General features: G+C 39.9%; 25 protein-coding genes. 13 read left to right on the forward strand and 12 right to left on the reverse strand.

The window, feature by feature from the left end; genetic code table 11:
- Positions 1-152: 152 nt before the first annotated feature.
- The 8 genes from HMPREF2988_RS02955 to mnmE form a co-directional block, all read right to left on the reverse strand.
- Complete coding sequence (locus HMPREF2988_RS02955; protein ID WP_002293104.1) at positions 153-848, reverse strand: DUF1129 domain-containing protein; 696 nt, start codon at positions 846-848, stop codon at positions 153-155.
- An 89-nt stretch (positions 849-937) separates the two neighbouring features.
- Complete coding sequence (gene ychF, locus HMPREF2988_RS02960; RefSeq protein WP_002293105.1) at positions 938-2,038, reverse strand: redox-regulated ATPase YchF; 1,101 nt, start codon at positions 2,036-2,038, stop codon at positions 938-940.
- An 8-nt stretch (positions 2,039-2,046) separates the two neighbouring features.
- Positions 2,047-2,238: a DUF951 domain-containing protein gene (locus HMPREF2988_RS02965; RefSeq protein WP_002293106.1), complete on the reverse strand. Its 192-nt coding sequence runs from the start codon at positions 2,236-2,238 to the stop codon at positions 2,047-2,049.
- Between the two features lie 20 nt (positions 2,239-2,258).
- Positions 2,259-3,149, reverse strand: a complete 891-nt coding sequence (locus HMPREF2988_RS02970) for a ParB/RepB/Spo0J family partition protein (protein WP_002293107.1) — start codon at positions 3,147-3,149, stop codon at positions 2,259-2,261.
- Positions 3,136-3,903, reverse strand: coding sequence for a ParA family protein (locus HMPREF2988_RS02975; RefSeq protein WP_002293108.1), 768 nt, complete (start codon positions 3,901-3,903; stop codon positions 3,136-3,138). The genes HMPREF2988_RS02970 and HMPREF2988_RS02975 overlap by 14 nt, the downstream gene beginning before the upstream one ends.
- Before the next feature lie 11 nt (positions 3,904-3,914).
- Positions 3,915-4,628, reverse strand: a complete 714-nt coding sequence (gene rsmG, locus HMPREF2988_RS02980; protein WP_002293109.1) for a 16S rRNA (guanine(527)-N(7))-methyltransferase RsmG — start codon at positions 4,626-4,628, stop codon at positions 3,915-3,917.
- A 233-nt stretch (positions 4,629-4,861) separates the two neighbouring features.
- Complete coding sequence (mnmG, locus tag HMPREF2988_RS02985; protein ID WP_002293110.1) at positions 4,862-6,763, reverse strand: tRNA uridine-5-carboxymethylaminomethyl(34) synthesis enzyme MnmG; 1,902 nt, start codon at positions 6,761-6,763, stop codon at positions 4,862-4,864.
- A gap of 16 nt (positions 6,764-6,779) precedes the next feature.
- Positions 6,780-8,177, reverse strand: a complete 1,398-nt coding sequence (mnmE, locus tag HMPREF2988_RS02990; RefSeq protein ID WP_070769969.1) for a tRNA uridine-5-carboxymethylaminomethyl(34) synthesis GTPase MnmE — start codon at positions 8,175-8,177, stop codon at positions 6,780-6,782.
- Positions 8,178-8,521: 344 nt separating this feature from the next.
- Between mnmE and HMPREF2988_RS02995 the strand changes: the two genes are divergently transcribed.
- Positions 8,522-8,860 (forward strand): hypothetical protein, encoded by a 339-nt coding sequence (locus tag HMPREF2988_RS02995; protein WP_070769970.1) that lies wholly within the window; start codon positions 8,522-8,524, stop codon positions 8,858-8,860.
- Positions 8,861-9,029: 169 nt separating this feature from the next.
- Here HMPREF2988_RS02995 and jag read toward each other — a convergent pair whose 3' ends face one another.
- The 4 genes from jag to rpmH all read right to left on the reverse strand — a co-directional run bounded on the left by jag (position 9,030) and on the right by rpmH (position 11,229).
- A complete protein-coding gene (jag, locus tag HMPREF2988_RS03000; RefSeq protein ID WP_070769971.1) occupies positions 9,030-9,788 on the reverse strand; it encodes an RNA-binding cell elongation regulator Jag/EloR in 759 nt (252 codons plus the stop codon).
- A gap of 17 nt (positions 9,789-9,805) precedes the next feature.
- Positions 9,806-10,624 (reverse strand): YidC/Oxa1 family membrane protein insertase, encoded by an 819-nt coding sequence (locus HMPREF2988_RS03005; protein WP_002309900.1) that lies wholly within the window; start codon positions 10,622-10,624, stop codon positions 9,806-9,808.
- Positions 10,621-10,977 carry a ribonuclease P protein component gene (rnpA, locus tag HMPREF2988_RS03010; RefSeq protein WP_002293120.1) on the reverse strand — a complete coding sequence of 119 codons (357 nt, stop codon included), beginning with the start codon at positions 10,975-10,977 and terminating at the stop codon, positions 10,621-10,623. Before rnpA ends, HMPREF2988_RS03005 begins: the two co-directional genes overlap by 4 nt.
- Before the next feature lie 117 nt (positions 10,978-11,094).
- Positions 11,095-11,229: a 50S ribosomal protein L34 gene (gene rpmH / locus HMPREF2988_RS03015; RefSeq protein WP_002293121.1), complete on the reverse strand. Its 135-nt coding sequence runs from the start codon at positions 11,227-11,229 to the stop codon at positions 11,095-11,097.
- Positions 11,230-11,751: 522 nt separating this feature from the next.
- On the opposite strand from rpmH, the gene dnaA reads away from it, so the two are divergent.
- From dnaA to dnaB, 12 genes are all read left to right on the forward strand, one after another.
- Positions 11,752-13,086: a chromosomal replication initiator protein DnaA gene (gene dnaA / locus HMPREF2988_RS03020; protein WP_070769972.1), complete on the forward strand. Its 1,335-nt coding sequence runs from the start codon at positions 11,752-11,754 to the stop codon at positions 13,084-13,086.
- Between the two features lie 197 nt (positions 13,087-13,283).
- The gene (gene dnaN, locus HMPREF2988_RS03025) at positions 13,284-14,414 is read left to right on the forward strand and encodes a DNA polymerase III subunit beta (protein ID WP_070769973.1); all 1,131 of its coding nucleotides are present in this window, start codon (positions 13,284-13,286) and stop codon (positions 14,412-14,414) included.
- A 227-nt stretch (positions 14,415-14,641) separates the two neighbouring features.
- Positions 14,642-14,884 carry a S4 domain-containing protein YaaA gene (gene yaaA, locus HMPREF2988_RS03030; protein WP_002293125.1) on the forward strand — a complete coding sequence of 81 codons (243 nt, stop codon included), beginning with the start codon at positions 14,642-14,644 and terminating at the stop codon, positions 14,882-14,884.
- Positions 14,871-15,995, forward strand: coding sequence for a DNA replication/repair protein RecF (recF, locus tag HMPREF2988_RS03035; RefSeq protein ID WP_002293126.1), 1,125 nt, complete (start codon positions 14,871-14,873; stop codon positions 15,993-15,995). Before yaaA ends, recF begins: the two co-directional genes overlap by 14 nt.
- Positions 15,992-17,938 (forward strand): DNA topoisomerase (ATP-hydrolyzing) subunit B, encoded by a 1,947-nt coding sequence (gene gyrB, locus HMPREF2988_RS03040; protein ID WP_002288364.1) that lies wholly within the window; start codon positions 15,992-15,994, stop codon positions 17,936-17,938. The genes recF and gyrB overlap by 4 nt, the downstream gene beginning before the upstream one ends.
- A gap of 19 nt (positions 17,939-17,957) precedes the next feature.
- Positions 17,958-20,429, forward strand: coding sequence for a DNA gyrase subunit A (gene gyrA / locus HMPREF2988_RS03045; protein ID WP_002293127.1), 2,472 nt, complete (start codon positions 17,958-17,960; stop codon positions 20,427-20,429).
- Between the two features lie 235 nt (positions 20,430-20,664).
- On the forward strand, positions 20,665-20,964 hold the full coding sequence (rpsF, locus tag HMPREF2988_RS03050; protein WP_002293129.1) for a 30S ribosomal protein S6: 300 nt from the start codon (positions 20,665-20,667) through the stop codon (positions 20,962-20,964).
- A 50-nt stretch (positions 20,965-21,014) separates the two neighbouring features.
- Positions 21,015-21,527 carry a single-stranded DNA-binding protein gene (ssb, locus tag HMPREF2988_RS03055; RefSeq protein WP_002288368.1) on the forward strand — a complete coding sequence of 171 codons (513 nt, stop codon included), beginning with the start codon at positions 21,015-21,017 and terminating at the stop codon, positions 21,525-21,527.
- A gap of 25 nt (positions 21,528-21,552) precedes the next feature.
- The gene (gene rpsR / locus HMPREF2988_RS03060; protein WP_002288370.1) at positions 21,553-21,789 is read left to right on the forward strand and encodes a 30S ribosomal protein S18; all 237 of its coding nucleotides are present in this window, start codon (positions 21,553-21,555) and stop codon (positions 21,787-21,789) included.
- Positions 21,790-21,930: 141 nt separating this feature from the next.
- Positions 21,931-23,904: a DHH family phosphoesterase gene (locus HMPREF2988_RS03065; protein ID WP_070769974.1), complete on the forward strand. Its 1,974-nt coding sequence runs from the start codon at positions 21,931-21,933 to the stop codon at positions 23,902-23,904.
- 5 nt (positions 23,905-23,909) lie between these two features.
- On the forward strand, positions 23,910-24,362 hold the full coding sequence (gene rplI, locus HMPREF2988_RS03070; RefSeq protein WP_002288372.1) for a 50S ribosomal protein L9: 453 nt from the start codon (positions 23,910-23,912) through the stop codon (positions 24,360-24,362).
- A 274-nt stretch (positions 24,363-24,636) separates the two neighbouring features.
- Positions 24,637-26,004 (forward strand): replicative DNA helicase, encoded by a 1,368-nt coding sequence (gene dnaB, locus HMPREF2988_RS03075; RefSeq protein ID WP_002288373.1) that lies wholly within the window; start codon positions 24,637-24,639, stop codon positions 26,002-26,004.
- The last annotated feature ends 179 nt before the right edge of the window (positions 26,005-26,183 follow it).

Below are 26,183 nucleotides of genomic sequence, written 5' to 3' on the forward strand. Positions count from 1 at the left end.
AGATGCAAGCTTTTGAACACCGTTTATTCGAAAAAAAGAGCTGCGACAAGACTTTTGTCACAGCCCCTTACTATTATTTAACTATGGATAAACGGAATGAGGTCCTTTACTACCTCTCAATATTTAGTAAAGCTACTGCTCTGCTTTCTGGTTTATCTTCTTGGAACGGATAAACTTCCAATGATCCCATACTTTTTCTTCAAGTAGTAACGGACGGCTAAAGCAGCTGCTCCGATGATGATAACTACTATCGGATCTAATACTGGATTGATAACTGGCGGCAATAGCGTTGTCGCAGAAAACAGCACGACCCAAAGAAGTGTCGTTCCACCTAGGATAAGTAATGTTTTACCCATTCCTGGTTTCTTGCTTCGATCTGCTCCTGGGTATTCATACTGATAGATGTACTTGTACATCATATAAAAGACCCAGCCACCGATTGCAGAACCTAGAACGAGTGTAGAGAAGCCATAAGCTGGCGTTGTTCCACGTGAAAACAATCCGGTAATCGCGATCATGATACTTAATAGACCAAGCAGTAGTAATGTATTATCCAACCACATCAATAAAGGGGTCGATGTATTTTGTATTTCTGCTGGTTTATTGATGATTGCTTCCGTTCTTTCAGAGACTGTCCCGAACAATTGGCGAGCTGTTTTTCCGCCTTTTTGTTCTGCAACTAAAGTAGGCAGAATGTCATGAAGGGCTTTTACTTTTTCTTCTTCAGACAAATTCGCTGCTTCTAAAGATTTTTTCAAATCAAAAATGTACTGTTGATTTCTTTTGGTTAATTTTGTTTCTAAACTATTGTTTTCTTTTACGATTTCTCGTAATTGTTCTGGTTCCATTATCTAATAGTCCTCCTTAGCCGTTCCTTTTCTCAACGGTCGTCACAAAAGACATTCTACCATATTCTACAGCTAGTTTGATAGCCCTTTTACACATTAAAGCGGAATAACATTACGTCGCCGTCTTGTACGACATAATCTTTTCCTTCTAATCGAACACGCCCAGCTTCTTTTGCTGCATGCATGTTTCCATAATGATCCAAGTCTTCAAAAGAGACAGTTTCCGCACGGATAAATCCGCGTTCGAAATCTGAATGGATGATTCCTGCTGCTTGTGGCGCTTTGATTCCTTTTTTGAATGTCCAAGCACGTACTTCTTGTTCCCCAGCAGTAAAGTAAGTAGCTAAGCCTAACAAATCGTAGGCGGCACGGATCAACTGATCCAAACCTGATTCTTCGATTCCTAAAGCTTCTAGAAATTCTGCTTTGTCTTCTTCATCTAATTCTGCGATTTCTTCTTCTGCACGAGCACTGACCACGATCACTTCTGCATTTTCTTCTGCCGCAAAGTTGCGTACTTCTTGTACATAATGATTCGCATCTGCATCTGCCACATCATCTTCTGACACATTTGCTACGTAAAGAATTGGTTTTGTCGTCAATAAGAATAGTGATTTAACGATTTTTTGTTCTTCTTCTGTGAATTCGATCGTTCGAGCAGATTTTCCTTCTTCCAGTACAGGTTTGATTTTGTCCAATACAGCTAGCTCTGCCACTGCATCTTTATCTTTGGTTTTAGCAACTTTTGCTACACGAGTATAGCGTTTGTTGATCGATTCCAAGTCTGCTAACACTAGTTCCAAGTTGATTGTATCAATATCTTCTAGTGGATCGACGCGTCCTTCTACGTGAGTGATATTATCATCATCAAAACAGCGGACAACGTGACAAATAGCATCTACTTGGCGGATATGGCTTAAGAATTGATTCCCCAAACCTTCTCCTTTACTAGCGCCTTTTACGATCCCAGCAATATCTGTAAATTCAAAAGTCGTCGGAACAGTTTTTTTCGGATGTACAAGTTCTGTTAAGCGTTGCAAACGCCAGTCAGGTACTTCTACCATCCCTACGTTGGGGTCGATCGTTGCAAAGGGATAGTTTGCTGCTTCTGCTCCTGCTTTTGTGATCGCATTAAACAAAGTTGATTTTCCTACGTTGGGCAACCCAACAATTCCAGCAGTCAATGCCATAAATTTATTCACTCTTTCTCTGCATTTTTTTCAATTACTTTTTTTAATTTTTTTTCAAAATCTCGACGGGTCATCATGACGATATGTCCGCAATTCATACATCTGATTTTGATATCTGCGCCCATTCGAATGACTTCCCAGCGGTTCGTCTGGCAAGCGTGAGGTTTTTTCATTTCAACGATATCGTGCAAGTCGTACATAAAAATAGCCTCCTTTTTGTTTATTCTTCATCAAATTGAATATTCAAGATATCAAGAATTCGTGTCAAATCTTTTTGAGAAAGGTATTCGATCTCGATCTTACCTTTCCCGTTTTTTTCTTGGATAGCTACGCTCGTGCCGAATTTATCCATCAAACGATCTTCGCTTTCTCGGATATAATAGGGTTTTTCCTTTGCTAGCCTTGGGATTTTTTTCTTTTCTTTTCCATCGTTTTGATTTAATTCAGAAACGATCTGTTCCAGTTGGCGGACAGTTAAATTTTCAGTTACTGCACGATTGGCTAATTTCAAGATCAATGATTTGTTTTTCAAGCCTAACAGCGTACGAGCTTGTCCCATAGATAAACGTTGATCTTGCACCATTTCCTTAACAAGATCTGGTAAAGAAAGCAAGCGCAAATAATTGGCGATATAAGGTCTGCTCTTTCCTAAACGACTAGCCACTTCTGCTTGTGTCAGTTTCAGATTTTTCATCAGCATTTCATACGCTTCTGCTTCTTCTAATGGATTCAGATCTTCCCGTTGCAGGTTTTCCAACACGGCTACTTGCATCATTGCTTCTTCGTCAAAGTCTCTGACGATAGCAGGGATCGTTTCTTTTTCAGCTAGTTTGGACGCTCGAAAACGTCTTTCCCCTGCGATGATCTCATATCCTTTTACTGCAGAACGGCGTACGATGATTGGTTGGAAGACGCCTGATTGTTCAATAGAATTAGCTAGTTCTTGCAAAGATACTTCTTCAAATGTCTTACGAGGCTGATACGGATTTGGACGCAGCTCATTCAATGGCAACTGGACCACGGTATCATCTTTTACATCCACCGTCTCTAAGTTTTCTAAATCTTGGAACAATGCATCGATTCCTCGGCCTAATCCTTTACTTTTCTTCACGACTTACCACTTCCTTTGCCAATGCTTGGTAGACTTCAGCTCCCCGAGAACGTGGATCGTAGTCGATGATCGGTTTTCCATGACTAGGTGCTTCTGATAAACGAATATTTCTTGGGATGATCGTTTCATAGACTTTTTCGCGGAAGTATTTGCGTACTTCTTCTACGACTTCATTTCCCAGATTTGTTCGTGCATCATACATGGTCAGCAAGACACCTTCTATTTCCAATTCTGGATTGAAGTGCTTTTGGACTAAACGAACCGTATTCAGTAATTGGCTTAATCCTTCCAATGCGTAATATTCACACTGAACAGGTATCAAAATCGAATCACTTGCTGTAAATGAATTGATTGTCAAATGGCCAAGAGAAGGCGGACAGTCGATCAAAATATAATCATACTGGCTGCTGACTTCTGCTAAAGATCCTTTTAATCTTGATTCTCTTGCCATCATTGATGTCAATTCGATCTCTGCTCCTGCTAATTGGAGAGTCGCAGGCACAATACTCAAATTTTCATGTTCAGTGATCAACGTCGCCTCATCAATTGGCAATTCATTGACTAGAACGTCATAGATGTCTTTTGTCACATCGGGTTTTCTGATCCCGACACCACTGGTAGCATTTCCTTGTGCATCCATATCCACTAGCAATACTTTTTTGCCAAGGCTGGCAAGACAAGCACCTAGATTTACCGTCGTCGTTGTTTTGCCGACGCCACCTTTTTGGTTCGCAACAGATATTATTTGTGCCATCTCTTCTCCTCCTATTTGATTGGCTGCTTATTAGGCAGACCGGGCTTTCTTGGGTATTTCTTTGGGGTTATTTTCTTTTTTTGAATGACGATAATATGCCGTTGGTCAGAGACATTCGGCAAGGTAACTGCCTCTTCTTTGAGGAATTTACCACCTAATAAAGCAATCGCTTGTTTTGCTTCTGTCAGTTCCTCTTCACTTTTTGCTGCTTTCAATGCATAAAAATAGCCTTCTTGTTTAGCCAAGGGCAAACACAATTCTGCTAACACATTCAAACGAGCAACTGCACGAGCAGTGACAAGGTCAAATGATGCACGAAATTGAGGATTTTGTCCAAATGTTTCTGCCCGGTCATGATATAAGGAAGCATCGATTCCTAATAATCGAGTTAGTTCAGACAGGAAGGTTATTCTTTTATTCAGAGAATCAACAATCGTTATCTGCAATTCGGGAAAGGCAATTTTTAAAGGTACGCTAGGAAATCCTGCTCCTGAACCGACATCGCATAAAGATAAAGGTTGCGTAAAGTCTACTTCAAATGCTAACGTAAGCGAATCGTAAAAATGCTTCAGGTATACGTCTTTTTCATCCGTAATGGCTGTAAGATTCATTTTTTCGTTCCATTCGACTAATGTCCGATAATAGATAGCAAATTGTTCCATTTGATGATCGGTAAGCTCTATCCCTTTTTCTGCCAAAGATTGGCGAAATTCTTCTGGTATCATAATTATTCCTTTCATTGTGAAACAGTAATTGTTTCACAGATTCTCTCCCTACTTTAACGCAAAATTCCAAGACATGCAATCCTTCCATATGGATTCTTAAAAATTTGAAAAGTAAGAAACGCCGATAGATTTTTTCTTTCTATTATGGCACTCATAAAATACACATAGAAGAGAGAACTAGCTTTGAGCAATTTCTGCAAAAACTGGTTCTCTCTTCTATTTATTATTACGTATTACGCTGGTTCACTGACTTTCGCAATCTTCCCTTGTTCGATATAGACCATTAAGATGCTTAGATCTGCAGGATTTACTCCGCTGATCCGGCTAGCTTGGGCAATTGTTTCTGGTTGGATTTTCTGCAATTTTTGTTTTGCTTCTGTTGCTAATCCGTTGATTGCTGCGTAGTCGATGTTTTCTGGAATCTTTTTCGCTTCCATGCGTTTTAGTTTTTCTACTTTTTCCATGGCTTTTTTGATGTAGCCTTCATATTTGATTTGGATTTCTACTTGTTCGATTTCTTTTCGTGTTAATTCTTCATTCTCTGGAATAAACCGTAGAAGATCTGCATAAGTAATCTCAGGGCGTCTTAAAAAGTCGCTTGCTAGTACGCCATCTTTTAGAGGTGCCGCATTAATCGTCGCTAAAAAGGCTTGAACTTCTTCTGTTGGTTTGATCCGTACATTCATCAAACGTTTGATTTCTTGTTCAACTGCTTCTTTTTTCTTCAAATAAGCCTTGTATTGGTCCTCTTTTACTAAGCCCACACGGTGACCCATTTCTGTCAATCGCAAATCTGCATTATCATGACGTAAAAGCAGACGGTATTCAGCACGTGAAGTCAGCAAACGGTAAGGCTCGTTCGTTCCTTTTGTCACCAAATCATCGATCATGACACCGATGTAACCATCACTTCGTTTGATCACTAAAGGCTCTTTTCCTTGAACTTTCAAAGCTGCATTGATACCAGCAATCAGTCCTTGTCCAGCCGCTTCTTCATACCCGCTTGTACCATTTGTTTGTCCAGCTGTATAAAGATTTTCAACGACTTTAGTTTCTAATGTCGGACGGAGCTGGTGTGGTTCTACTACGTCATATTCGATAGCATATCCTGTACGCATCATTTCTACTTTTTCCAAACCAGCGATGGAATGAAGCATGTCGACTTGGACATCTTCTGGTAAAGAAGTAGATAACCCTTGAACATAGACTTCTTCTGTGTTCAAGCCTTCTGGTTCTAAAAATAGTTGGTGACGTGGTTTGTCTGCAAAACGCACGATCTTATCTTCGATGGATGGACAATAGCGAGCGCCTACCCCTTCAACGATCCCTGTAAACATTGGGGCACGATGTAAGTTGTCTCGAATGATTTGGTGAGTCGTCTCACCTGTATAGGTCAGCCAGCAAGATTCCTGATCTAGTTTATAGGCACTATCTGGTGTACTAAAGCTAAAATGATTCGGCTCTTTGTCACCAGGTTGTTCTTCTGTAACAGAATAATCGATTGTACTTGATTTTACTCGAGGCGGTGTTCCTGTTTTGAACCGTTCGATAGCAAAGCCAAGTTCTTTTAGATGATTCGCTAGTCCAATAGAAGGTTGAGAGTTATTCGGACCTGATGAATATTTCAATTCACCGATAATGATTTCTCCGCGAAGTGCTGTTCCGGCTGTAATAACAACTGCTTTTGCCCGATAGCTCGCTCCTGTGGAAGTCACTACACCATGACAAACACCATCTTCGACGATCAGTTCTTCGACGATTCCTTGTCTTAACGTCAAATTTGGTTCTTTTTCGATTGTATGTTTCATTTCTGTTGAATAAGCATGTTTGTCTGCTTGTGCTCGCAATGCTCGGACAGCTGGACCTTTTCCTGTGTTCAACATACGCATTTGGATATAGGTTTTATCGATATTCTTACCCATTTCTCCACCTAGCGCATCGATTTCTCGAACAACAACGCCTTTAGCTGGTCCGCCTACAGAAGGATTACATGGCATGAATGCTACCATATCCAAATTTATTGTCAGTAATAACGTTTTTGAGCCCATACGTGCAGCAGCAAGTGCAGCTTCTGAACCGGCATGTCCTGCGCCGACAACGATCACGTCATACGCATCTGCTTCATAATGTTTCAATCGTTTGTTCCTCCTTTTATTTTCCTAAACAAAATTGACTGAATAATTGAGTGATCAATTCATCTTGTACACTGTCGCCAACCACTTCTCCTAGATAGTCCCAGCAACGCGTCATATCGATTTGAACGAGATCCACAGGCATTCCTGCATCAATACCTGCAATGACTTCTTCCAGTGACAGGGAAGCTTTTTCTAACAATGCGATATGGCGGGTATTGGAAACATAAGTAGCGTCTCTTTCTCCTGTTTCTCCGCTGAAGAATAAATCAGAAATAGCTGATTCCAAACGATCTAGTCCGTCGTTTTTAGCTACGGAAATTAAAAAAACTGGTTCATTTTCGATCCATTTGTTCAATTTTTCTTGTTCCAACTGTGCTGGCAAATCTGTTTTATTTAGAAGAATGATCCGTTTCAATCCACTTGTCGCTTCCAGTAATTGTTCATCTTCTGCTGTCAGTGGTTCGCTTTGGTTTAGAACAAGTAAGATCAAGTCTGCTTCTGCTAATGCTTTACGGCTTCTTTCGACCCCGATACGTTCCACCACATCTTCTGTTTCCCGAATTCCAGCTGTATCGATTAGCTTGAGCGGTACGCCTCGAACATTGACATACTCTTCGATTACATCTCGAGTCGTTCCTGCAATGTCCGTAACGATGGCTTTTTCTTCTCTTAACAAATGGTTTAACAAGCTTGATTTGCCGACATTTGGCCGACCGATGATCGCCGTACTTAACCCTTCCCGCAGAACCTTTCCTTGCTTGGACGTAGCAAGTAGTGCTTGGATTCTTTGTTGGATCATCTGTGCTTTTTCAAGCAATAACTTCGTAGTCAATTCTTCGACGTCGTCATATTCCGGATAATCAATATTTACTTCTACTTGAGCTAATGTCTCTAAAATCTCTTGTCTCAATGAGCGGATCAAAGCAGACAGATTGCCGTCTAACTGATTAAGGGCTAACCCCATTGCTTTGTCTGTTTTTGCCCGAATCAAATCCATCACAGCTTCTGCCTGTGAAAGGTCAACACGACCATTCAAGAATGCTCGTTTTGTGAATTCGCCTGGCTCAGCTAATCTTGCCCCTTCTCTTAACAATAACTGCAAAATTTGATTGACTACGACGATTCCGCCGTGACAATTGATTTCTACTACATCTTCTCGCGTAAATGTCTTTGGTGCTCTCATCACGGAGACCATGACTTCATCGACTAGCTGATCGCTCTTGGGATCAACGATGTGTCCATAATGGATCGTATGGCTTGGTACTTCTGATAGTCGTTTATTCCCAGAATGATAAACTTTATCTGCTAGTTGCACAGCTTGATCGCCACTTAGACGAACGATACTGATTGCTCCTTCTCCAGGCGGGGTAGAAATTGCCGCAATCGTATCAAATTCTAAAGTAATTTCAGCCATTTTTTCACTTCCTTTTTCATTTTGCGCACAAAAAAAGTGCCCACTCCACCCTTTATGCATAATAAACGGTGAACTTCGCACTTTGACTGCTTGTTCTTGATTAAATTCTGGTCATAGGTTATCACACTTGCTATAAGGAATCAAGTGTTTAAAACAAGTTATATGAAGTTGTACCTCACCTGATTCCATTACCTTACATTTAATTGACTTTGGATGTCTCTTTGTGTTCTTTGGTTTATTCGAAGAGAAAATACTGTATAAACAAGGCTTTATCTTTCTTAAAAAAAACGGTACACTAAGTGGTAGCGCTATCTAAACTATACACTTTTGAAAGGAGAAAAGGAGTGAGCCAGTTCAACTCTGATGCATTGAAAGAAGAAAGTGATCCTCGGATCAACGATGTTGTTTTATCTACAGGAAATATCAATCAAAAATATATCGTCCGCGATATCGTTTTTGTTGTGGAATGCTTAGAAGCTGATTTGTTTGACCCAGCTTTTCCCAAAGAGGATCTTTTCTTGACAACGAAGAGGAAATTAAAGATGAAGGTTCTTGAATATGGTGCGAATGCGGTGATCAACTGTCATTTTGAGTATCAGCAAAGAAATCGGGATGGAAAGTATTTTCTGGAACTTTTTGCTTATGGAACAGTGATCCAATTTATCCAAACGACGATTGGTTAAATGAAACAGGTACAAAAAAAGCGGAGCAAAACTGAAAACAGTTTCGTTCCGCTTTTTTCTATCAAAGTTAGTGACTACTTCATCGTATACTCTGATAAGAATGATTTCTAGTAAAATATACTTGGTTTGAAAAACTTTGTCAACGTGATTTATTCAAAAAGTAATGGAATCAATAATATTTTTTAGCAGGTTCAACTACTAAGTAACGATAAGGTTCCTCACCTTCCGAATGTGTTTTTACATGTTCATCTTTACTTAATGCAGCATGGATTTGTTTACGTTCAAAGGCAGGCATTGGTTCTAAGAAAACAGGCTGTCCTGTCCGTTTTACTTTTTCAGCCGTGCGATCAGCTAAACGCTGAATGATCTCTTGGCGCTTTTCACGGTAATTGCCTACATTGACCACTACAGATAGCTTATTTCTTGCTAAACGATGGATGAAGACTTGTGCCAGATATTGCAATGCATTCAGCGTTTTTCCATGTTTCCCAATCAGTAACCCTTGCTTTTGTGTTTCTAAATGGAAAACGACCATATTATTGGATTCTCTTTCCATTTTGACAAGAGCTGGAGCATCAAGCTGTTTTGAAATTTCAGTAAGATAGACTGCCAATTCCGTTAAAGCTGCTTCATCACCTAGCTCACTTACTTCTTCTGTTTTTTCTTCAAGAATCGTTTCGTTGACTACCTCGATCTCAGCTGTTGGTTCTTCTTCTAAAATCTCTTCTACCGTCTGTTCTACTGTTTCAGAAATTTTTTCACTGATACTTGGCTGGAGCGAAAGCCGTGCATTTTTTCGGCCCATTCCTAGGAAACCTTTTTTTCCTTCTTCCAGTATTTCGATTTCAACTTGGTCTTTGGCCAAACCCAAATCAGCTAGACCTAGTTGAACAGCTTCATCTATTGTTGCAGCTTCATAAATCGGCATTAGCATTCCCTCCCCTATTATTTCCGTTTTTTCTTAGGATTCATTGCTTTCTTCAACGCACGCTCTCTTTCGCGGATTTTACGTGCTTCTTCTTCCCGTTCTTTTCGAATTTTGAAAGGATTGTTGATCAGCAGCGTTTGTACAACTTGGAAGGCATTGGAAACCACCCAGTATAATGAAAGACCGCTGGCTAAATTGACACCCATCACTAAAATCATTACAGGCATCACGAAATTCATGATCTTCATTGATGCATTCGATTCAATCTGACTCATGCTAGATAAATACGTACTTGCAAAAGTAAAGATTGCTGCTAGAATCGGCAAGATAAATGTTGGATCCGCGTTCCCTAAGTTCAACCATAAGAAATGGCCTTGTTTCAACTCAGGTACACGGGAAATAGATTGCCATAACGCCATCAAGATTGGCATTTGTACCAATAAAGGAAGACAACCAGCATATGGATTGACTCCATTTTCCGCATATAAACGCTGTTGCTCTTCTCTTAATTTACTTTGTGTTTCTGGGTCTCTTGAACTATATTGTTGCTGCAGTGCTTTTAATTTCGGTTGTAATTCTTGTGTCTTGCGCATGCTCTTTGTTTGGAAATGCATCAGCGGCAACAAGATCACACGGATGATCAATGTAAATAAAATGATCCCTATCCCTGCATTACCAAATGACAACGCCTTGATCGCCTCAGCAAAGTAATAAACAATATAACGATCCCAAATTCCTGTACTTTGTGCGCTGACTTCCCCAGTTCCGCAACCGGATAAGACGATGACCAAACTAACGATACCGGCCATCAAAAGTAAACGTTTGTATTTCTTCACTTACTCTTTTCCTCTCTGTCGATTATTTTTGCAAGTTTTAAGACGTGGACTAAATTGGAGCGAACCTCATCATAAGTCAACCCCTTCACACTTGGTCTAGCAATCACAATAAAATCCAACTCCGGATCAATCTCTTCTTTTATAGAATAAACTGCTGCTCGGATTTTTCGTTTGACTTCATTGCGGCTTACCGCGTTTCCGACCTTTTTTCCTACAGATAAACCAACTCGAAAATGAGGCTGTCCCGGTTTTTTCAAACGGTAAACGACGAATTTGCGGTTAGCAAAAGAATCTCCCGTATGAAACACGGCTTGAAACTCTCGTTCTTTTTTTACTCGATACGCTTTTCTCATTAGTTTTCTTTCCTTTTCTATCTCTCACTTACGCTCATAATCATACCATAATTACGATTGTCCTTTCATCATTTCCCTAAAAAAGAGTATAAAAAAAACCACTGAAACCCCAGTGGCCTAAGCTGAAAGAACTTTTCTTCCTTTACGACGACGGCTAGCTAACACACGACGTCCATTTTTAGTACTCATACGTTTACGGAATCCGTGAACTTTTTGACGTTTACGTTTATTTGGTTGGTATGTTCTTTTCATATATTCCACCTCCAAAATGTTCTTATCTATTTTATAAACACAGACATACTTTGATAGTATAACGACAAAGTAGTGATTTTGTCAATATAAAATAGAAGATCGATTGTCAAAACTTATCCACAAGATTATTTTTTTCTATGGGAATCCCATGTGGAAAAAGTTATACACAGGAATTATCCACAAATAATAACGAGGCACTTTTACACAGAAAACACACGTGTAAAAAAAGTAATCCACAGACAGGCATTTTCCTGTGTATTTCGTCCCTAAACTATTGATAAATATATATTTGTTATCCACAGGCATAGGAGGAAATCTAGTGATTTTTACAAGTTGTCCACCTGTGCATTAGTGGTGTGGAAAACTTTTTTTGACAGCTGTGTTTTTCTCTTTTTTTTATTTGTCGATTATGTGGATAATTGTAATTAAAAAATTTTTTTCTTCGGTTTCTGTGGAAAACTATTGAAAAAAATGCTAAATTAGTACTAGTTATTCACTTTTTAATGAAGGAGGAGGCCTTATATGGTATCCCTCGATGCTTTATGGAATGAATTAAAAGCAACATACCAAAAGGATTTATCGCCTGCTAGCTATAATACATGGATTGAAACAGCGAACCCTCGAACTCTTGATCAAAACCAGCTCGTTGTTGAGGTTCCTAGCAAGATTCATAAAGAATATTGGGAAAAAAACCTGGCAACAAAAATCGTTGAAGTCGGTTATATGTTATCAGGAAATGAGATTATCCCTCGCTTTATTACTGGCGAAGAAGCAGAGCAAGAAGAAATTGTAGAAGAAAAAAATCCAAAAGTTGTGGCACCTAGCCCGCTAAAAAAAGCCATGCTGAATCCTAAATATACCTTTGATACGTTTGTCATTGGTAAAGGAAACCAGATGGCTCATGCAGCAGCGCTCGTTGTAGCAGAAGATCCAGGTTCTATTTATAACCCGCTCTTCTTTTATGGAGGCGTAGGACTTGGTAAGACTCACTTGATGCATGCAATCGGTCATCAAATGCTGCAAAGTCAGCCTAATGCCAAAGTAAAATATGTAAGCAGTGAAACTTTTGCTAATGATTTCATCAATTCGATCCAAAACAAAACAGCAGAAGAATTCCGTCAAGAATATCGAAATGTTGATTTACTATTAGTAGATGATATTCAATTTTTCGCAGAAAAAGAAGCTACGCAAGAGGAGTTTTTCCATACTTTCAATGCCTTGTACAATGAAGGTAAACAAATCGTTCTAACCAGTGATCGGTTGCCAAACGAGATTCCGAAATTACAAGAACGCCTTGTTTCTCGCTTTGCATGGGGGCTGTCTGTTGATATTACGCCACCAGATCTTGAAACAAGAACAGCGATTTTGCGTAAAAAAGCAGCAGCTGAACGTCTAGAGATCCCAGATGACACGCTGAGCTATATCGCAGGTCAAATTGATTCTAATATTCGTGAATTAGAAGGGGCACTTGTTCGAGTACAGGCTTTTGCTGCAATGAATAGTGAAGATATTTCGACTAGTCTAGCTGCAGATGCGCTGAAAACGTTAAAATCAGGAAAAGGACATCCTCAATTGTCGATTTTGCAGATCCAAGAAGAAGTGGCAAAGTATTATCACATCCAATTGAAAGATCTCAAAGGAAAGAAACGCGTCAAATCTATTGTTGTTCCTAGACAAATCGCTATGTACTTGGCACGTGAGCTCACAGATAATTCATTACCGAAAATTGGTGCTGAATTCGGCGGCAAGGATCATACAACGGTTATCCATGCCCATGAGAAAATCCAGCAGCTGATGGATTCTAGTGTCAGCATGCAAAATGAAGTATCAGAAATCAAAAACTTTTTACTAAATTAATTTGTCGATTCTACCAACTGAAAATAGCATGTGGATAAAAGAAAAAAACAAGCAAAAGTTATGCACACTTTTTCCACAGCTGTTTTTTCGTTTCTCTCTTGCGTTTTTTGAGTTTTCCACAGAATCAACATGCCCTATTACTTTTATTATTCTTTTTAACTAATAATAAATAAACAAACATTCAAAGGAGATACATCATGAAAGTTACTTTAAACCGAGCTAGCTTTATGCAGGAATTGCAAACTGTTCAACGAGCTATTTCAAGCAAAACCACTATCCCTATTTTGACAGGTGTAAAAATCACACTGACACAAGAAGGTTTGACTTTGACGGGGAGCAACGCTGATATATCAATTGAAACTTTTTTGTCTGTTGAAAACGAAAAAGCAAATATGCAAATCGAATCTACCGGATCAATTGTTTTACAAGCTCGTTTCTTTAGCGAAATCATTCGAAGACTTCCTGAAGAAACATTTACTTTAGAAGTATTAGAAAATAAACAAGTAGCGATCACTTCTGGAAAAGCGAATTTTATCGTGAATGGATTAGATGCAGATAATTATCCTCATCTTCCTGTTGTCGAAAGCCACAACCAGATGAAATTACCAGTACACGTATTGACTAAACTAATCAACGAAACAGTTTTTGCTGTGTCGCAGCATGAGAGTCGTCCGATCTTGACGGGTGTGCATTTTATTTTATCTGATCATTCTTTATTAGCTGTAGCTACTGACTCTCACCGTCTAAGTCAACGCGTGATCCCAGTAGAACAAACGGCTGATCATTTTGATATTGTTATTCCTGGGAAAAGTTTGATCGAATTGTCTCGCTCACTGACAAATGAAGAAGAAATCGTCGAAATCAGCATTATGGAAAACCAAGTCTTGTTCAAAACGGAAACAATGTATTTCTATTCCCGCTTGTTAGAAGGAAACTATCCTGATACCAATCGTTTGATCCCATCAAGCTTTAATACAGAGGTCGAATTTTCTGTTCCTAGTTTTCTAGCGGCAATCGAACGTGCTTCTTTACTTTCTCATGAAGGCCGCAACAATATCGTTCGTTTATCCATCCGTCCAGATGGGGTTGTTTTATACGGAAATTCTCCAGAAATCGGGAAAGTAGAAGAAAGCTTGAGCTATACAGCAAGCAGTGGCGATCCATTGGAGATTTCTTTCAACCCGGATTATATGAAAGCAGCGTTGCGTGCATTTGGAGATATGAGTATCAAGGTAAAATTTATTTCCGCTATTCGACCATTCACGTTGGAACCAACGGAAGATGGCGTTCAATTTATCCAATTGATCACTCCTGTACGTACAAATTAACAAAGATTTTCAAAGATATTGAAAATTTAATTGAAAAGAATTAGAAAAAATAAAATTTAAACAGAAGGCCCTAAAATCTCTTTTAAGGCTTTCTGTTTATTTTTGTTTAAATCACCTTTTTTAGATTAAATCGTCTTATATGGAAAAATATATGGATAAATTTGTTTTATTGCGGAAAAAAAGGTATAATAGAGTATACTTTTAATAATGAAAATGAGGGATGGACATTGAAACAACAAGTCATTCTAAATACGGAATTCATGACGTTGGGTCAAATGCTGAAAGAAGCCACCGTTATCGGTAGTGGCGGACAAGCAAAATGGTATTTGGCAGAAAACACTGTGTTAGTCGATGGCGAGCCGGAAAATCGTCGTGGACGCAAGCTTTATCCCGGTATGATGGTTGAAGTTCCAGAAGTAGGAACTTTTTTTATGGTAAAAAAAGGAAACGACGATAATGAGGCTGAATAAGCTGTATTTAAAAAATTATCGAAATTACGAAGAGCTGAACATCGAATTTTCCAAGAATCTGGTCATTTTTTTAGGTGAAAATGCGCAGGGAAAAACGAATCTTTTGGAAAGTATCTATGTATTGGCTATGACGCGAAGCCATCGGACAAGTAGTGAGCAGGAATTGATTGGTTGGAATGACGATCAGGCAATGATCCAAGGAGAGATCACAAAAGGTTCATCCACTCTCCCATTAGAAATCTTATTATCTAAAAAAGGCCGAAAAACCAAGATCAACCATATCGAACAAAAAAAGTTAAGTACTTACGTGGGACAAATGAATGTCATTTTATTTGCACCAGAGGATCTTTCGTTAGTAAAAGGCAGCCCGCAGATCAGGCGGAAATTTTTAGATATGGAATTAGGTCAGATCAATCCAATCTATCTTTATGATCTTGTCCAATACCAAGCGATTTTGAAGCAAAGAAACCAGTACTTGAAGCAACTGAATGAAAAAAAACAAACTGATTTGCTTTATTTGGATATTTTGTCCGAACAACTAGCAGCGTTTGGCAGCAAAGTATTGAAAGCAAGAGCACAGTTTATCAAGCGATTGGAGTTTTGGGCTAATTCTTTACATCAGCAAATCACACATCACAAAGAGCAGCTGGAAATCGAGTATCTCACCGCAGTCGATTCTTTAGAAACACATACGCAAGAACAAATCCAAGAACAATTTCTCGCACTTTTGAATCAAAATAAAAAGAAAGACCTTTTTCGGGGAACGACGACAGTTGGTCCTCATCGTGACGATCTTTCCTTTTTTATTAATCAGAAAAACGTGCAGACTTATGGATCGCAAGGACAGCAAAGAACGACTGCTCTAAGTGTCAAATTAGCAGAAATCGATTTGATCAAAGAAGAGACAGGGGAATACCCGATCCTATTATTAGATGATGTGATGAGCGAGCTGGATGATAATCGTCAGCTCCATCTGCTGGAAACAATCGAAGGAAAAGTTCAAACGTTCTTAACAACGACGACACTTGACCATGTAAAAAATAAAATGACTGTTGAACCTGAGATTTTTTATGTTCGACAAGGGAAACTAAAAGGAGAAGAAACTGAATGACAGAAGAAAGAAGTTTAGTAGAACGCGCTAAAGAATATGATGCCAGTCAGATTCAAGTACTTGAAGGACTTGAAGCCGTTCGTAAACGACCTGGTATGTATATCGGTTCGACTAGTTCTGAAGGTCTGCATCACCTTGTTTGGGAAATCGTCGATAATTCGATCGATGAAGTATTAGCAGGTTTTGCAACAAAAATCCATGTGATTATAGAAAAAGACAACAGTATCACTGTTATTGACGATGGACGGGGGATACCAGTGGATATCCAAGCAAAAACCGGACGTCCTGCAGTTGAAACGGTCTTTACTGTTTTACATGCTGGAGGAAAATTCGGCGGTGGCGGGTACAAAGTTTCCGGTGGTCTTCATGGAGTGGGATCTTCCGTCGTAAACGCACTTTCTACGCAACTTGATGTCAAAGTATACAAAGAAGGAAATGTGTACTATCAAGAGTATCGTCGTGGAGCTGTAGTGGACGACTTAAAGATCATTGAACAAACGGATCGCCATGGAACAACGGTTCACTTTACGCCAGATCCTGAAATTTTTACAGAGACAACTGAGTTTGATTTTTCAAAATTGGCTACCCGTATCCGTGAACTAGCTTTCTTGAACCGCGGGATGCGTATTTCGATTGAGGACAAAAGAGAAGAAGAACCAGTCATCAATGAATACCATTACGATGGCGGGATCAAAAGTTATGTCGAATACTTGAATGCAAACAAAACCGTGATTTTCCCAGAACCTGTATATTTGGAAGGTGAGCAGCAAGATATCGCAGTTGAAGTCTCTATGCAATATACAGACGGCTACCATTCCAATATCATGAGTTTTGCCAACAATATCCATACGTATGAAGGCGGAACACATGAATCAGGATTCAAGACTGCATTAACTCGGGTGATCAATGATTATGCCCGAAAACAAAAGCTGATGAAAGAAAATGATGACAACTTGACTGGTGAAGACGTGCGAGAAGGATTGACAGCTGTTATTTCTATTAAGCATCCTGACCCTCAATTCGAAGGACAAACAAAAACAAAATTGGGCAATTCCGAAGTACGGACAGTCACTGATCGGTTATTTAGCGAGCATTTCATGAAATTCTTGCTAGAAAATCCAAGTGTGGGCCGTCAAATCGTTGAAAAAGGATTATTAGCTTCCAGAGCTCGTCTAGCAGCGAAACGTGCGCGTGAAGTAACGAGACGTAAAGGTGCTTTAGAGATCAGTAATCTGCCAGGAAAATTAGCAGACTGCTCTAGCAACGATCCTGAAAAATGCGAATTGTTCATCGTCGAAGGAGATTCGGCCGGCGGATCAGCTAAGCAAGGTCGTAATCGAGAATTTCAAGCCATCTTGCCTATTCGTGGGAAAATCTTGAATGTTGAAAAAGCAAGCATGGACAAGATCTTGGCAAATGAAGAGATTCGGTCTTTATTTACTGCTATGGGTACAGGGTTTGGAGAAGATTTCGATGTATCGAAAGCTCGTTATCATAAATTAGTGATCATGACTGATGCCGATGTCGATGGTGCACATATCCGTACATTGTTGCTGACTCTTTTTTACCGTTACATGCGTCCAATTGTTGAAGCTGGTTATGTCTATATTGCTCAGCCACCTTTATACGGGGTAAAACAAGGGAAGAATATCACGTATGTACAACCAGGAAAGAATGCAGAAGAAGAGTTGAAACAAGTCGTTGCTTCACTTCCTGCCTCACCAAAACCAAGTGTTCAGCGGTATAAAGGACTTGGAGAAATGGATGATCATCAACTATGGGAAACAACTATGGACCCAAGTAATCGAATGATGGCCCGCGTCAGCGTGGATGATGCTATCGCGGCAGACCAGATATTTGAAATGTTGATGGGGGATCGAGTAGAACCTCGTCGTGCATTCATCGAGGAAAATGCACATTACGTGAAGAACTTAGATATTTAATCATGAAGGAGGAAAAAGAATGAGTGAAGAAATCAGAGAAAACATCCATGATGTCAATCTAACCAGCGAAATGAAAGACTCCTTCATCGATTATGCGATGAGTGTTATTGTCGCACGTGCACTGCCTGATGTCAGAGATGGTCTGAAACCCGTTCATCGCCGTATTTTATACGGCATGAACGAATTAGGTGTGACACCGGATAAAGCCCATAAAAAATCTGCCAGAATCGTCGGAGATGTCATGGGTAAATACCATCCTCATGGGGATAGTGCAATCTATGAGTCAATGGTACGGATGGCGCAGCCATTTAGCTACCGTTATATGCTAGTGGATGGTCATGGAAACTTTGGTTCTGTTGACGGTGACGGTGCCGCTGCTATGCGTTATACCGAAGCACGGATGAGCAAAATCGCTACAGAAATGCTGCGTGATATCAATAAGAATACTGTTGATTTCCAAAGCAACTATGATGACACAGAAAAAGAACCCGTTGTATTACCTGCTCGCTTCCCTAATCTTTTGGTGAACGGAACGACGGGGATCGCCGTTGGTATGGCAACGAATATCCCACCTCATAATTTGTCTGAGGTAGTAGCGGCTATCGATTTGCTGATGGATAATCCTGATGTGACGACCAATGAATTGATGGAAGTATTACCTGGACCAGATTTTCCAACAGGTGGCTTGGTCATGGGAAAATCAGGAATCCGAAGAGCGTATGAAACAGGTAAAGGTTCTATTACCGTACGTGCAAAAGTTGAGATCACTGAGATGCCAAATGGCAAAGAACGGATCCTCGTGACGGAATTACCTTATATGGTCAATAAAGCAAAATTGATTGAACGGATTTCTGAGTTGCACAGAGACAAGCGTATCGAAGGAATTACGGATTTGCGGGATGAATCTTCCCGTGAAGGTATGCGAATTGTCATTGACGTTCGTCGTGACGCCAGCGCATCAGTTATTTTGAATAACTTATACAAATTGACATCCTTGCAGAATTCATTCGGATTCAATATGTTGGCAATCGAAAAAGGCGTGCCGAAAGTTTTAAGTTTGAAACAAATCCTTGAAAACTATATCGAACATCAACGCGAAGTCATCACACGACGGACGGTCTTTGAAAAAGAAAAAGCAGAAGCAAGAGCACACATCTTAGAAGGTTTGCGTATTGCTTTGGATCATATCGATGAAATCATTGCGATTATCCGCGGGTCTAAATCAGATGACGAAGCAAAAGCAACAATGATCGAACGGTTCGATTTATCCGATCGCCAATCACAAGCTATCTTAGATATGCGTTTGCGTCGATTGACCGGTTTGGAACGGGAAAAAATCGAAAATGAATACCAAGAACTATTGAAACTGATTGAAGATTTGACTGACATTCTGGCAAGACCCGAACGTGTCACAGAAATCATCAAGAATGAATTAGCAGACTTGAATCAACGATTTGGTGATAAACGACGCACAGAATTACTAGTCGGTGAGGTCTTAAGTCTAGAAGATGAAGATTTGATTGAAGAAGAAGAAATCGTTATTACATTGACAAACAATGGTTATATCAAACGTTTGGCAAATAATGAATTCAGAGCTCAACGAAGAGGCGGGCGTGGTGTCCAAGGAATGGGTATCCACAATGACGACTTCGTCAAGAATCTAGTTTCTTGTTCTACCCATGATACATTGTTATTCTTTACGAATAACGGAAAAGTGTATCGGGCAAAAGGATACGAAATTCCAGAATACGGGCGTACAGCCAAAGGAATCCCAATCATCAATTTGCTGGGTATTGACTCGAGTGAAAGCATCCAAGCAATTATTGCGGTGACGGGAGAAGCAGAAGAAGGCCACTATCTCTTCTTTACGACGCGTCAAGGTACAGTTAAACGTACGTCTGTCACTGCTTTCGCTAACATTCGAAGCAATGGCCTGATTGCAATTGGTTTGAAAGAAGATGACGAATTAGTCAATGTTCTATTGACAGACGGACAGTCAAATATCATCATTGGCACACATAACGGCTACTCTGTGACCTTCAAAGAAGAAGCAGTCCGCGATATGGGACGTACAGCTTCCGGCGTCAGAGGGATACGTCTGCGTGAGGAAGATTACGTCGTTGGGGCAGCCTTGATGAAGGAAGACCAAGAAGTACTAGTGATTACAGAAAAAGGTTACGGAAAACGGACCAAAGTATCGGAATATCCAGTGAAAGGCCGCGGAGGTAAAGGAATCAAAACGGCGAATATCACTGAAAAAAATGGTCCACTAGCCGGATTGACCACTGTTTCTGGAAATGAAGACATCATGCTGATTACAGATAAAGGTGTGATTATCCGTTTCAACGTATCGACTGTTTCTCAAACTGGACGTTCAACATTGGGTGTACGTTTGATGAAGATGGAAGCTGATACGAAAGTCGTCACAATGGCAGCAGTCGAGCCAGAAGCGGTAGAACAAACAGTTGAAGAGCAAGCAACAGAAGAATAACCATCAAGACTAAGTGTGTAAGCTAGCAAGAATGACCGATTAAAAAATCTGGTTATTCCTGCTAGCTTTTTTGATTAATTGAATTTCTCTTAAAATATTTGAAACTGTTTATTCTGTATTGCTTTTGACCAAAATAGAGTGTATAATCAAAGCTTGTGAGTAGTCTAATTAATTAGATAACTCTCCTTGCTCTTAGGAACCTAAGAGCCGAAAGTCCACAGGGAGGTGAATATCAATGGAAAACACGAAATATGAAATCATGTACATTATTCGTCCAAACATTGATGAAGAAGCAAAAACTGCTTTAATCGAACGTTTCGATGCAATCTTGAAAGATAACGGAGCAGAAGTTATCGAATCAAAAGATTGGGAAAAACGCCGTTTCGCTTATGAAATGAACGGTTACCGTGAAGGTATCTATCACATCGTTAAAGTATCTTCTCCATCATCAGCAAATGCTGTCAGTGAATTTGACCGTCTTGCTAAAATCAACGACGATATCATTCGTCACATGATTGTTAAAGAAGAAGCTTAATTGTTGTTTCATGTGAAACAATAGAAAAACGATGAGAGGAGATGACTATTTTGATTAATAATGTTGTATTAGTTGGACGTCTGACGAAAGATCCAGATTTGCGTTACACAGCAAGTGGTACGGCAGTCGCAACATTTACTTTGGCTGTGAATCGTAATTTTACAAACCAAAGCGGCAATCGCGAGGCTGATTTTATCAACTGTGTGATTTGGCGCAAATCAGCAGAAACTTTAGCAAACTATGCTCGTAAAGGAACACTTTTAGGTGTTACTGGACGTATCCAAACTCGTTCTTATGATAATCAGCAAGGACAACGTGTATACGTAACAGAAGTAGTAGCTGACAACTTCCAATTGCTGGAAAGTCGTTCTGCATCTGAAAATCGCCAACAAAGCGGCGGATTCCAAAGTTCTGGTCAATCAGCTGGCGGATTTGGCGGAAACAATAACTCTAATCAAACATCTCAATCATCCAACGGTATGCCTGATTTCGACCGTGATACTTCTGACCCATTCGGCTCAAGTTCAACGATCGACATTTCAGATGATGATTTACCATTCTAAACGAATTTGATAGGAGGGAAATAGAATGGCACAACAAAGAAGAGGCGGACGTAAACGTCGTAAAGTAGACTACATTGCTGCTAACCATATTGAATATATCGATTATAAAGATATCGAATTACTAAAAAGATTTATTTCAGAACGCGGTAAAATCTTGCCACGTCGTGTAACTGGTACAGGCGCTAAAAACCAACGTAAAATTACTGTTGCAATCAAACGCGCACGTATCATGGGCTTGCTACCTTTCGTTAGCGAAGACTAATAAATCCGAGGAATTGAATGACTGATCCTTTTGATCAGCTATTCAATTCTTTTTTTCTGTAAAAATAACCGATATTCGTTTAGTCGCTTGAATGACGAAAGTTATGGTAAAATCAAGTTAGTCATATATGGGAGGAAAATTATGGAAAATAAAAACAATCATTTATCCCCAAAACCTCTCTTCCTTATCCTGTTTATACTAATCGAAGTATTGGTAGTCTTAATTTTACCATTTCGTTTTGTTAGCGCTTCGGTCATTCTTTTGATGAATTTATGGGGCGTTCGCTATTGGTTGAAAATGAAACGCTGGCTTACTTTAAATAAACGTGAAAAAATCCAGCAGGCTTCGACCGTAGCCGAAACAAATCTGGCTTATGTCTCAGAAGTCATGCCTGTAGGAGTGATTGCTTATCAGCCATCAAGCCAAAAAATCGAATGGCTCAATCCTTTGGCATTGAAAGTCAAAGATCAAAGTGGATTAACAGAGGAAGAATTGTTAGATACTTTTTTTACTGCAAAAGAAAAAAAGAAAAACCAAGTCTATCTAGCAGATAAAACATTTCAGTTTGATATGGATACAGTAAAGGGTGTCGTTTATTTTAATGATATCACCCAAAACCAGTTATTGAAACTTCATCAGGCGAACAGTCAGCCAGTGATCGGTATTTTATCTATTGATAACTATGCAGATGCTATTGATAAATTGGATGACAAAGAGATTTCTTATTTGAACTCTTTCGTCACAACACTTGTTTCTGACTGGATGAATGAATACCATGTCTTTTTCAAAAGAATCAACGCAGAACGGTTTTTCTTCGTCGCGCAGATGATCGATTTGAAAAAGATGATGGATAAAAAATTTGATTTGTTGGACCGCTTTCGAGCAGAAGCTGAAAAACAGAGCTCGCCTATCACCCTGAGTATGGGGATCGCTTATGGCGCAAGATCCCTCGATGAAATCGGTGGAGAAGCTCAGAACAATTTAGATGTTGCTCTAGTCCGCGGAGGCGACCAAGTTGTCGTGAAAGAGGTAAAAGAAGGTGCGAAACCTGTTTATTATGGCGGTAAATCAGCTAAGAACGTCAAACGCACGCGCGTCCGTTCTCGAGCGATGAGTACTGCTTTGCGCCGGATTTTTGATGAAACAGGCGATGTGTTCATCATGGGACACAAATTTCCGGATATGGATGCTTTAGGCTCTGCTTTTGGTGTCAGTTGTCTTGCACGCTTCAACCAGAAAAAGGCTTATATCGTTATCAACGAGAACGAAATCATTCCAGATGTGGAACGTTGTCTCGAAGAAATCCATAAACATCCAGAATTAGAAATGCAATTGATCTCTCCAGAACGCGCCATAGAGCTGAAAAAAGAAGAAGACCTCCTCGTGATGGTGGATTATCATAAACCTTCTCTATCGATCTCTCAGAGCCTATATGAGCAATTTGATAAGATCGTGATCATTGATCATCACCGCCGAGGGGAAGAGTTTCCAAGCAAGCCTTTGCTGACTTATATCGAATCTTCAGCCTCTTCCGCTTCAGAGCTAGTTTCTGAACTGATCCAATACCAAAGCAGCAAAACGAATCGCTTAGATCGTTTTGAGGCCACACTATTACTTGCAGGGATGGTTGTAGATACGAATAGTTTCAATGTTCGTACAACTGCACGAACTTTTGATGTTGCCAGCTATTTAAGGTCTTGTGGAGCAGACGCATCCTTAGTACAATATTTATTGAGCTCGGACTTAGCGACATACTTGGAAATCAGTCATTTGATTGCTGGAAGCGAGTATGTGACTTCTGATATTGTTGTGGCGGCAGGAACAGATGAAAAAGAGTATAATAGTGTCATAGCGGCAAAAACAGCAGATACACTGCTTTCGATGATCAATATCAACGCAGCTTTCGTCATTACGAAGCGGACAGACGGATTGATTGGGATCAGTGCCCGAAGTACCGGTACGATCAATGTCCAAATCATCATGGAATCCTTAGGTGGTGGAGGACACTTCACAAATGCAGCTACTCAACTGGAGAATACGACAGTTGAAGAAACAAAACAGAAGCTTTTTGCTGCAATCAAAGAAAATATGAATCAAATATATGATAAGGAGTAATCCAAATGAAAGTAATTTTTTTACAAGACGTAAAAGGAAAAGGTAAAAAAGGGGACATCAAGGAAGTTCCAGCAGGTTATGCACAAAATTATCTAATCAAAAATAACTTGGCAAAAGAAGCAACGAAAAGTAGCATCAGTCAGTTAGCTGGACAGAAGAAAGCCCAAGAAAAACACGAAGCTGAAATCTTGGAAGAAGCTAAAAAATTAAAAGAATTTTTGGAAAAAGAAGATACGGTAGTCGAGTTAAAAGCAAAAGCAGGGGAAGACAGCCGTTTGTTTGGATCGATTCCTTCAAAACAAATTGCTGAAGGGCTAAACAAACAATACAAAATCAAATTAGATAAACGAAAAATCGAACTAGAAAACCCAATCCGTTCACTAGGCTACACAAACGTACCTGTGAAGTTGCATCATGAGGTGACGGCTACGATCAAAGTTCATGTCGTACAAGAATAACAAGTCTTGATAGTGATGTTCAGCTGGTAAGAAGAACCAGAAGGAGAAAAGACAAACCGAAATTTATCTGAGAAAAGCAGCTGCAGCAACAAAAGCACAAGCTGCATATCGATTTCAGATTGATTTCGGTTTCTTTTTTGAGAACAGTAAAATAGCATGAAGAAAACGAGTATAATAAAAGAGAGCTATTTTTTTATGATACTTTCGATGCGAATGATGACTTTTCCATCATTTTCTTGTAAAATGAAGCAATTGAAGACAAGGAGCGATACGTATGAATGAAGTGTGGCAGGATCGAATCCCACCGCAAAATATTGAAGCTGAACAAGCGGTTCTAGGCTCTGTTTTTCTTGATGCAGAAACGATCATTGATGCCATGGAGTACATAGAGCCAAAAGACTTTTATCGTCGCGGCCATCAAATTATTTTTGAGACAATGATCGAGTTGAACGATCGTAATGAAGCGATTGACGTTGTTACTGTTAAAGACCGGCTAGAACAAGCAAATTTGTTAGAAGATGCCGGTGGTTTAAGTTACCTATCAGATTTGGCTTTAGCAGTTCCGACAGCAGCAAATATCGTCTACTATGCGAAAATCGTTGAAGAAAAATCATTATTGCGTACATTGATTCAGACAGCAACAGGGATCGTTACAAAAGGATTCGAGCAAGGAGAAGAAGTTCAGACGATCTTAGATGATGCAGAACGCAGTATCTTGGAGGTTTCGGAAAAAAGAAATCGAAGCGGCTTTTTATCCATTGCTGAAGTACTGAACTCAACGATTGAAAATATCGATCGACTAGCTCAAAACAATGAAGAAATCACAGGCCTACCAACTGGCTATCAAGGTCTGGACAAAATGACAGCAGGTTTCCAGCCCGAAGAACTAATCATTCTGGCTGCCCGTCCAGCGGTAGGTAAAACAGCGTTCGCATTGAATATTGCTCAAAATGTAGGAACCAAAACAGATCGTTCTGTTGCGATATTCAGTCTGGAAATGGGGGCGGAATCTCTTGTAAATCGGATGCTTTGTGCAGAAGGTTCGATTGAAGCTAGCCATTTGCGTACAGGTCAGCTTTCGGAAGAAGAATGGTCGAATCTGATCGTTGCGATGGGAAGTCTTTCTCGAGCAAATATTTTCATCGACGATACACCAGGGATCAAGATCTCTGAGATCCGCGCGAAATGTCGGAAACTAGCGCAAGAAAAAGGCAACCTGGGCTTGATATTGATCGATTATTTGCAGTTAATTGAAGGGAACGGTAAAGAGAACCGTCAACAAGAAGTATCAGATATCTCCCGCCAACTGAAAAAACTGGCAAAAGAACTGAAAGTACCTGTCATTGCTCTTTCGCAGTTGTCTCGTGGAGTAGAACAGCGACAAGACAAACGTCCAGTACTAAGTGATATTCGTGAATCCGGATCAATCGAACAAGATGCGGACATCGTAGCCTTCTTGTATCGGGATGATTATTATGAAAGAGAAGGCGGAGATGACGATGATGGAAATGAGCCAAAAAATGACAACGTCATCGAAGTCATCATCGAGAAGAACCGAAGCGGTGCGCGAGGAACAGTTGAACTGCTGTTTATCAAAGAATACAATAAATTTTCGTCGCTTTCGCCAAGAGAAGAATTTTAAAGAATAGGTTGTGAAAGCAGCGTTCAGCCTTGCGCAATGACCAAGGGCACTCGTATAAGATGCGACGAGTAACTGCAAGAGTGACTAGAGCACTTAATTAAAACAGATCTCCAAAGGGATTGTGACAAAAGTCTTGTCACAATCCCTTTTTCCGAATAAACGGTGTTCAATCAGCTGAC

Origin of the sequence: Enterococcus sp. HMSC061C05 (assembly GCF_001814765.1) — a bacterium.
In the GTDB taxonomy this organism is placed as follows: Bacteria; Bacillota; Bacilli; order Lactobacillales; family Enterococcaceae; genus Enterococcus_B; species Enterococcus_B lactis.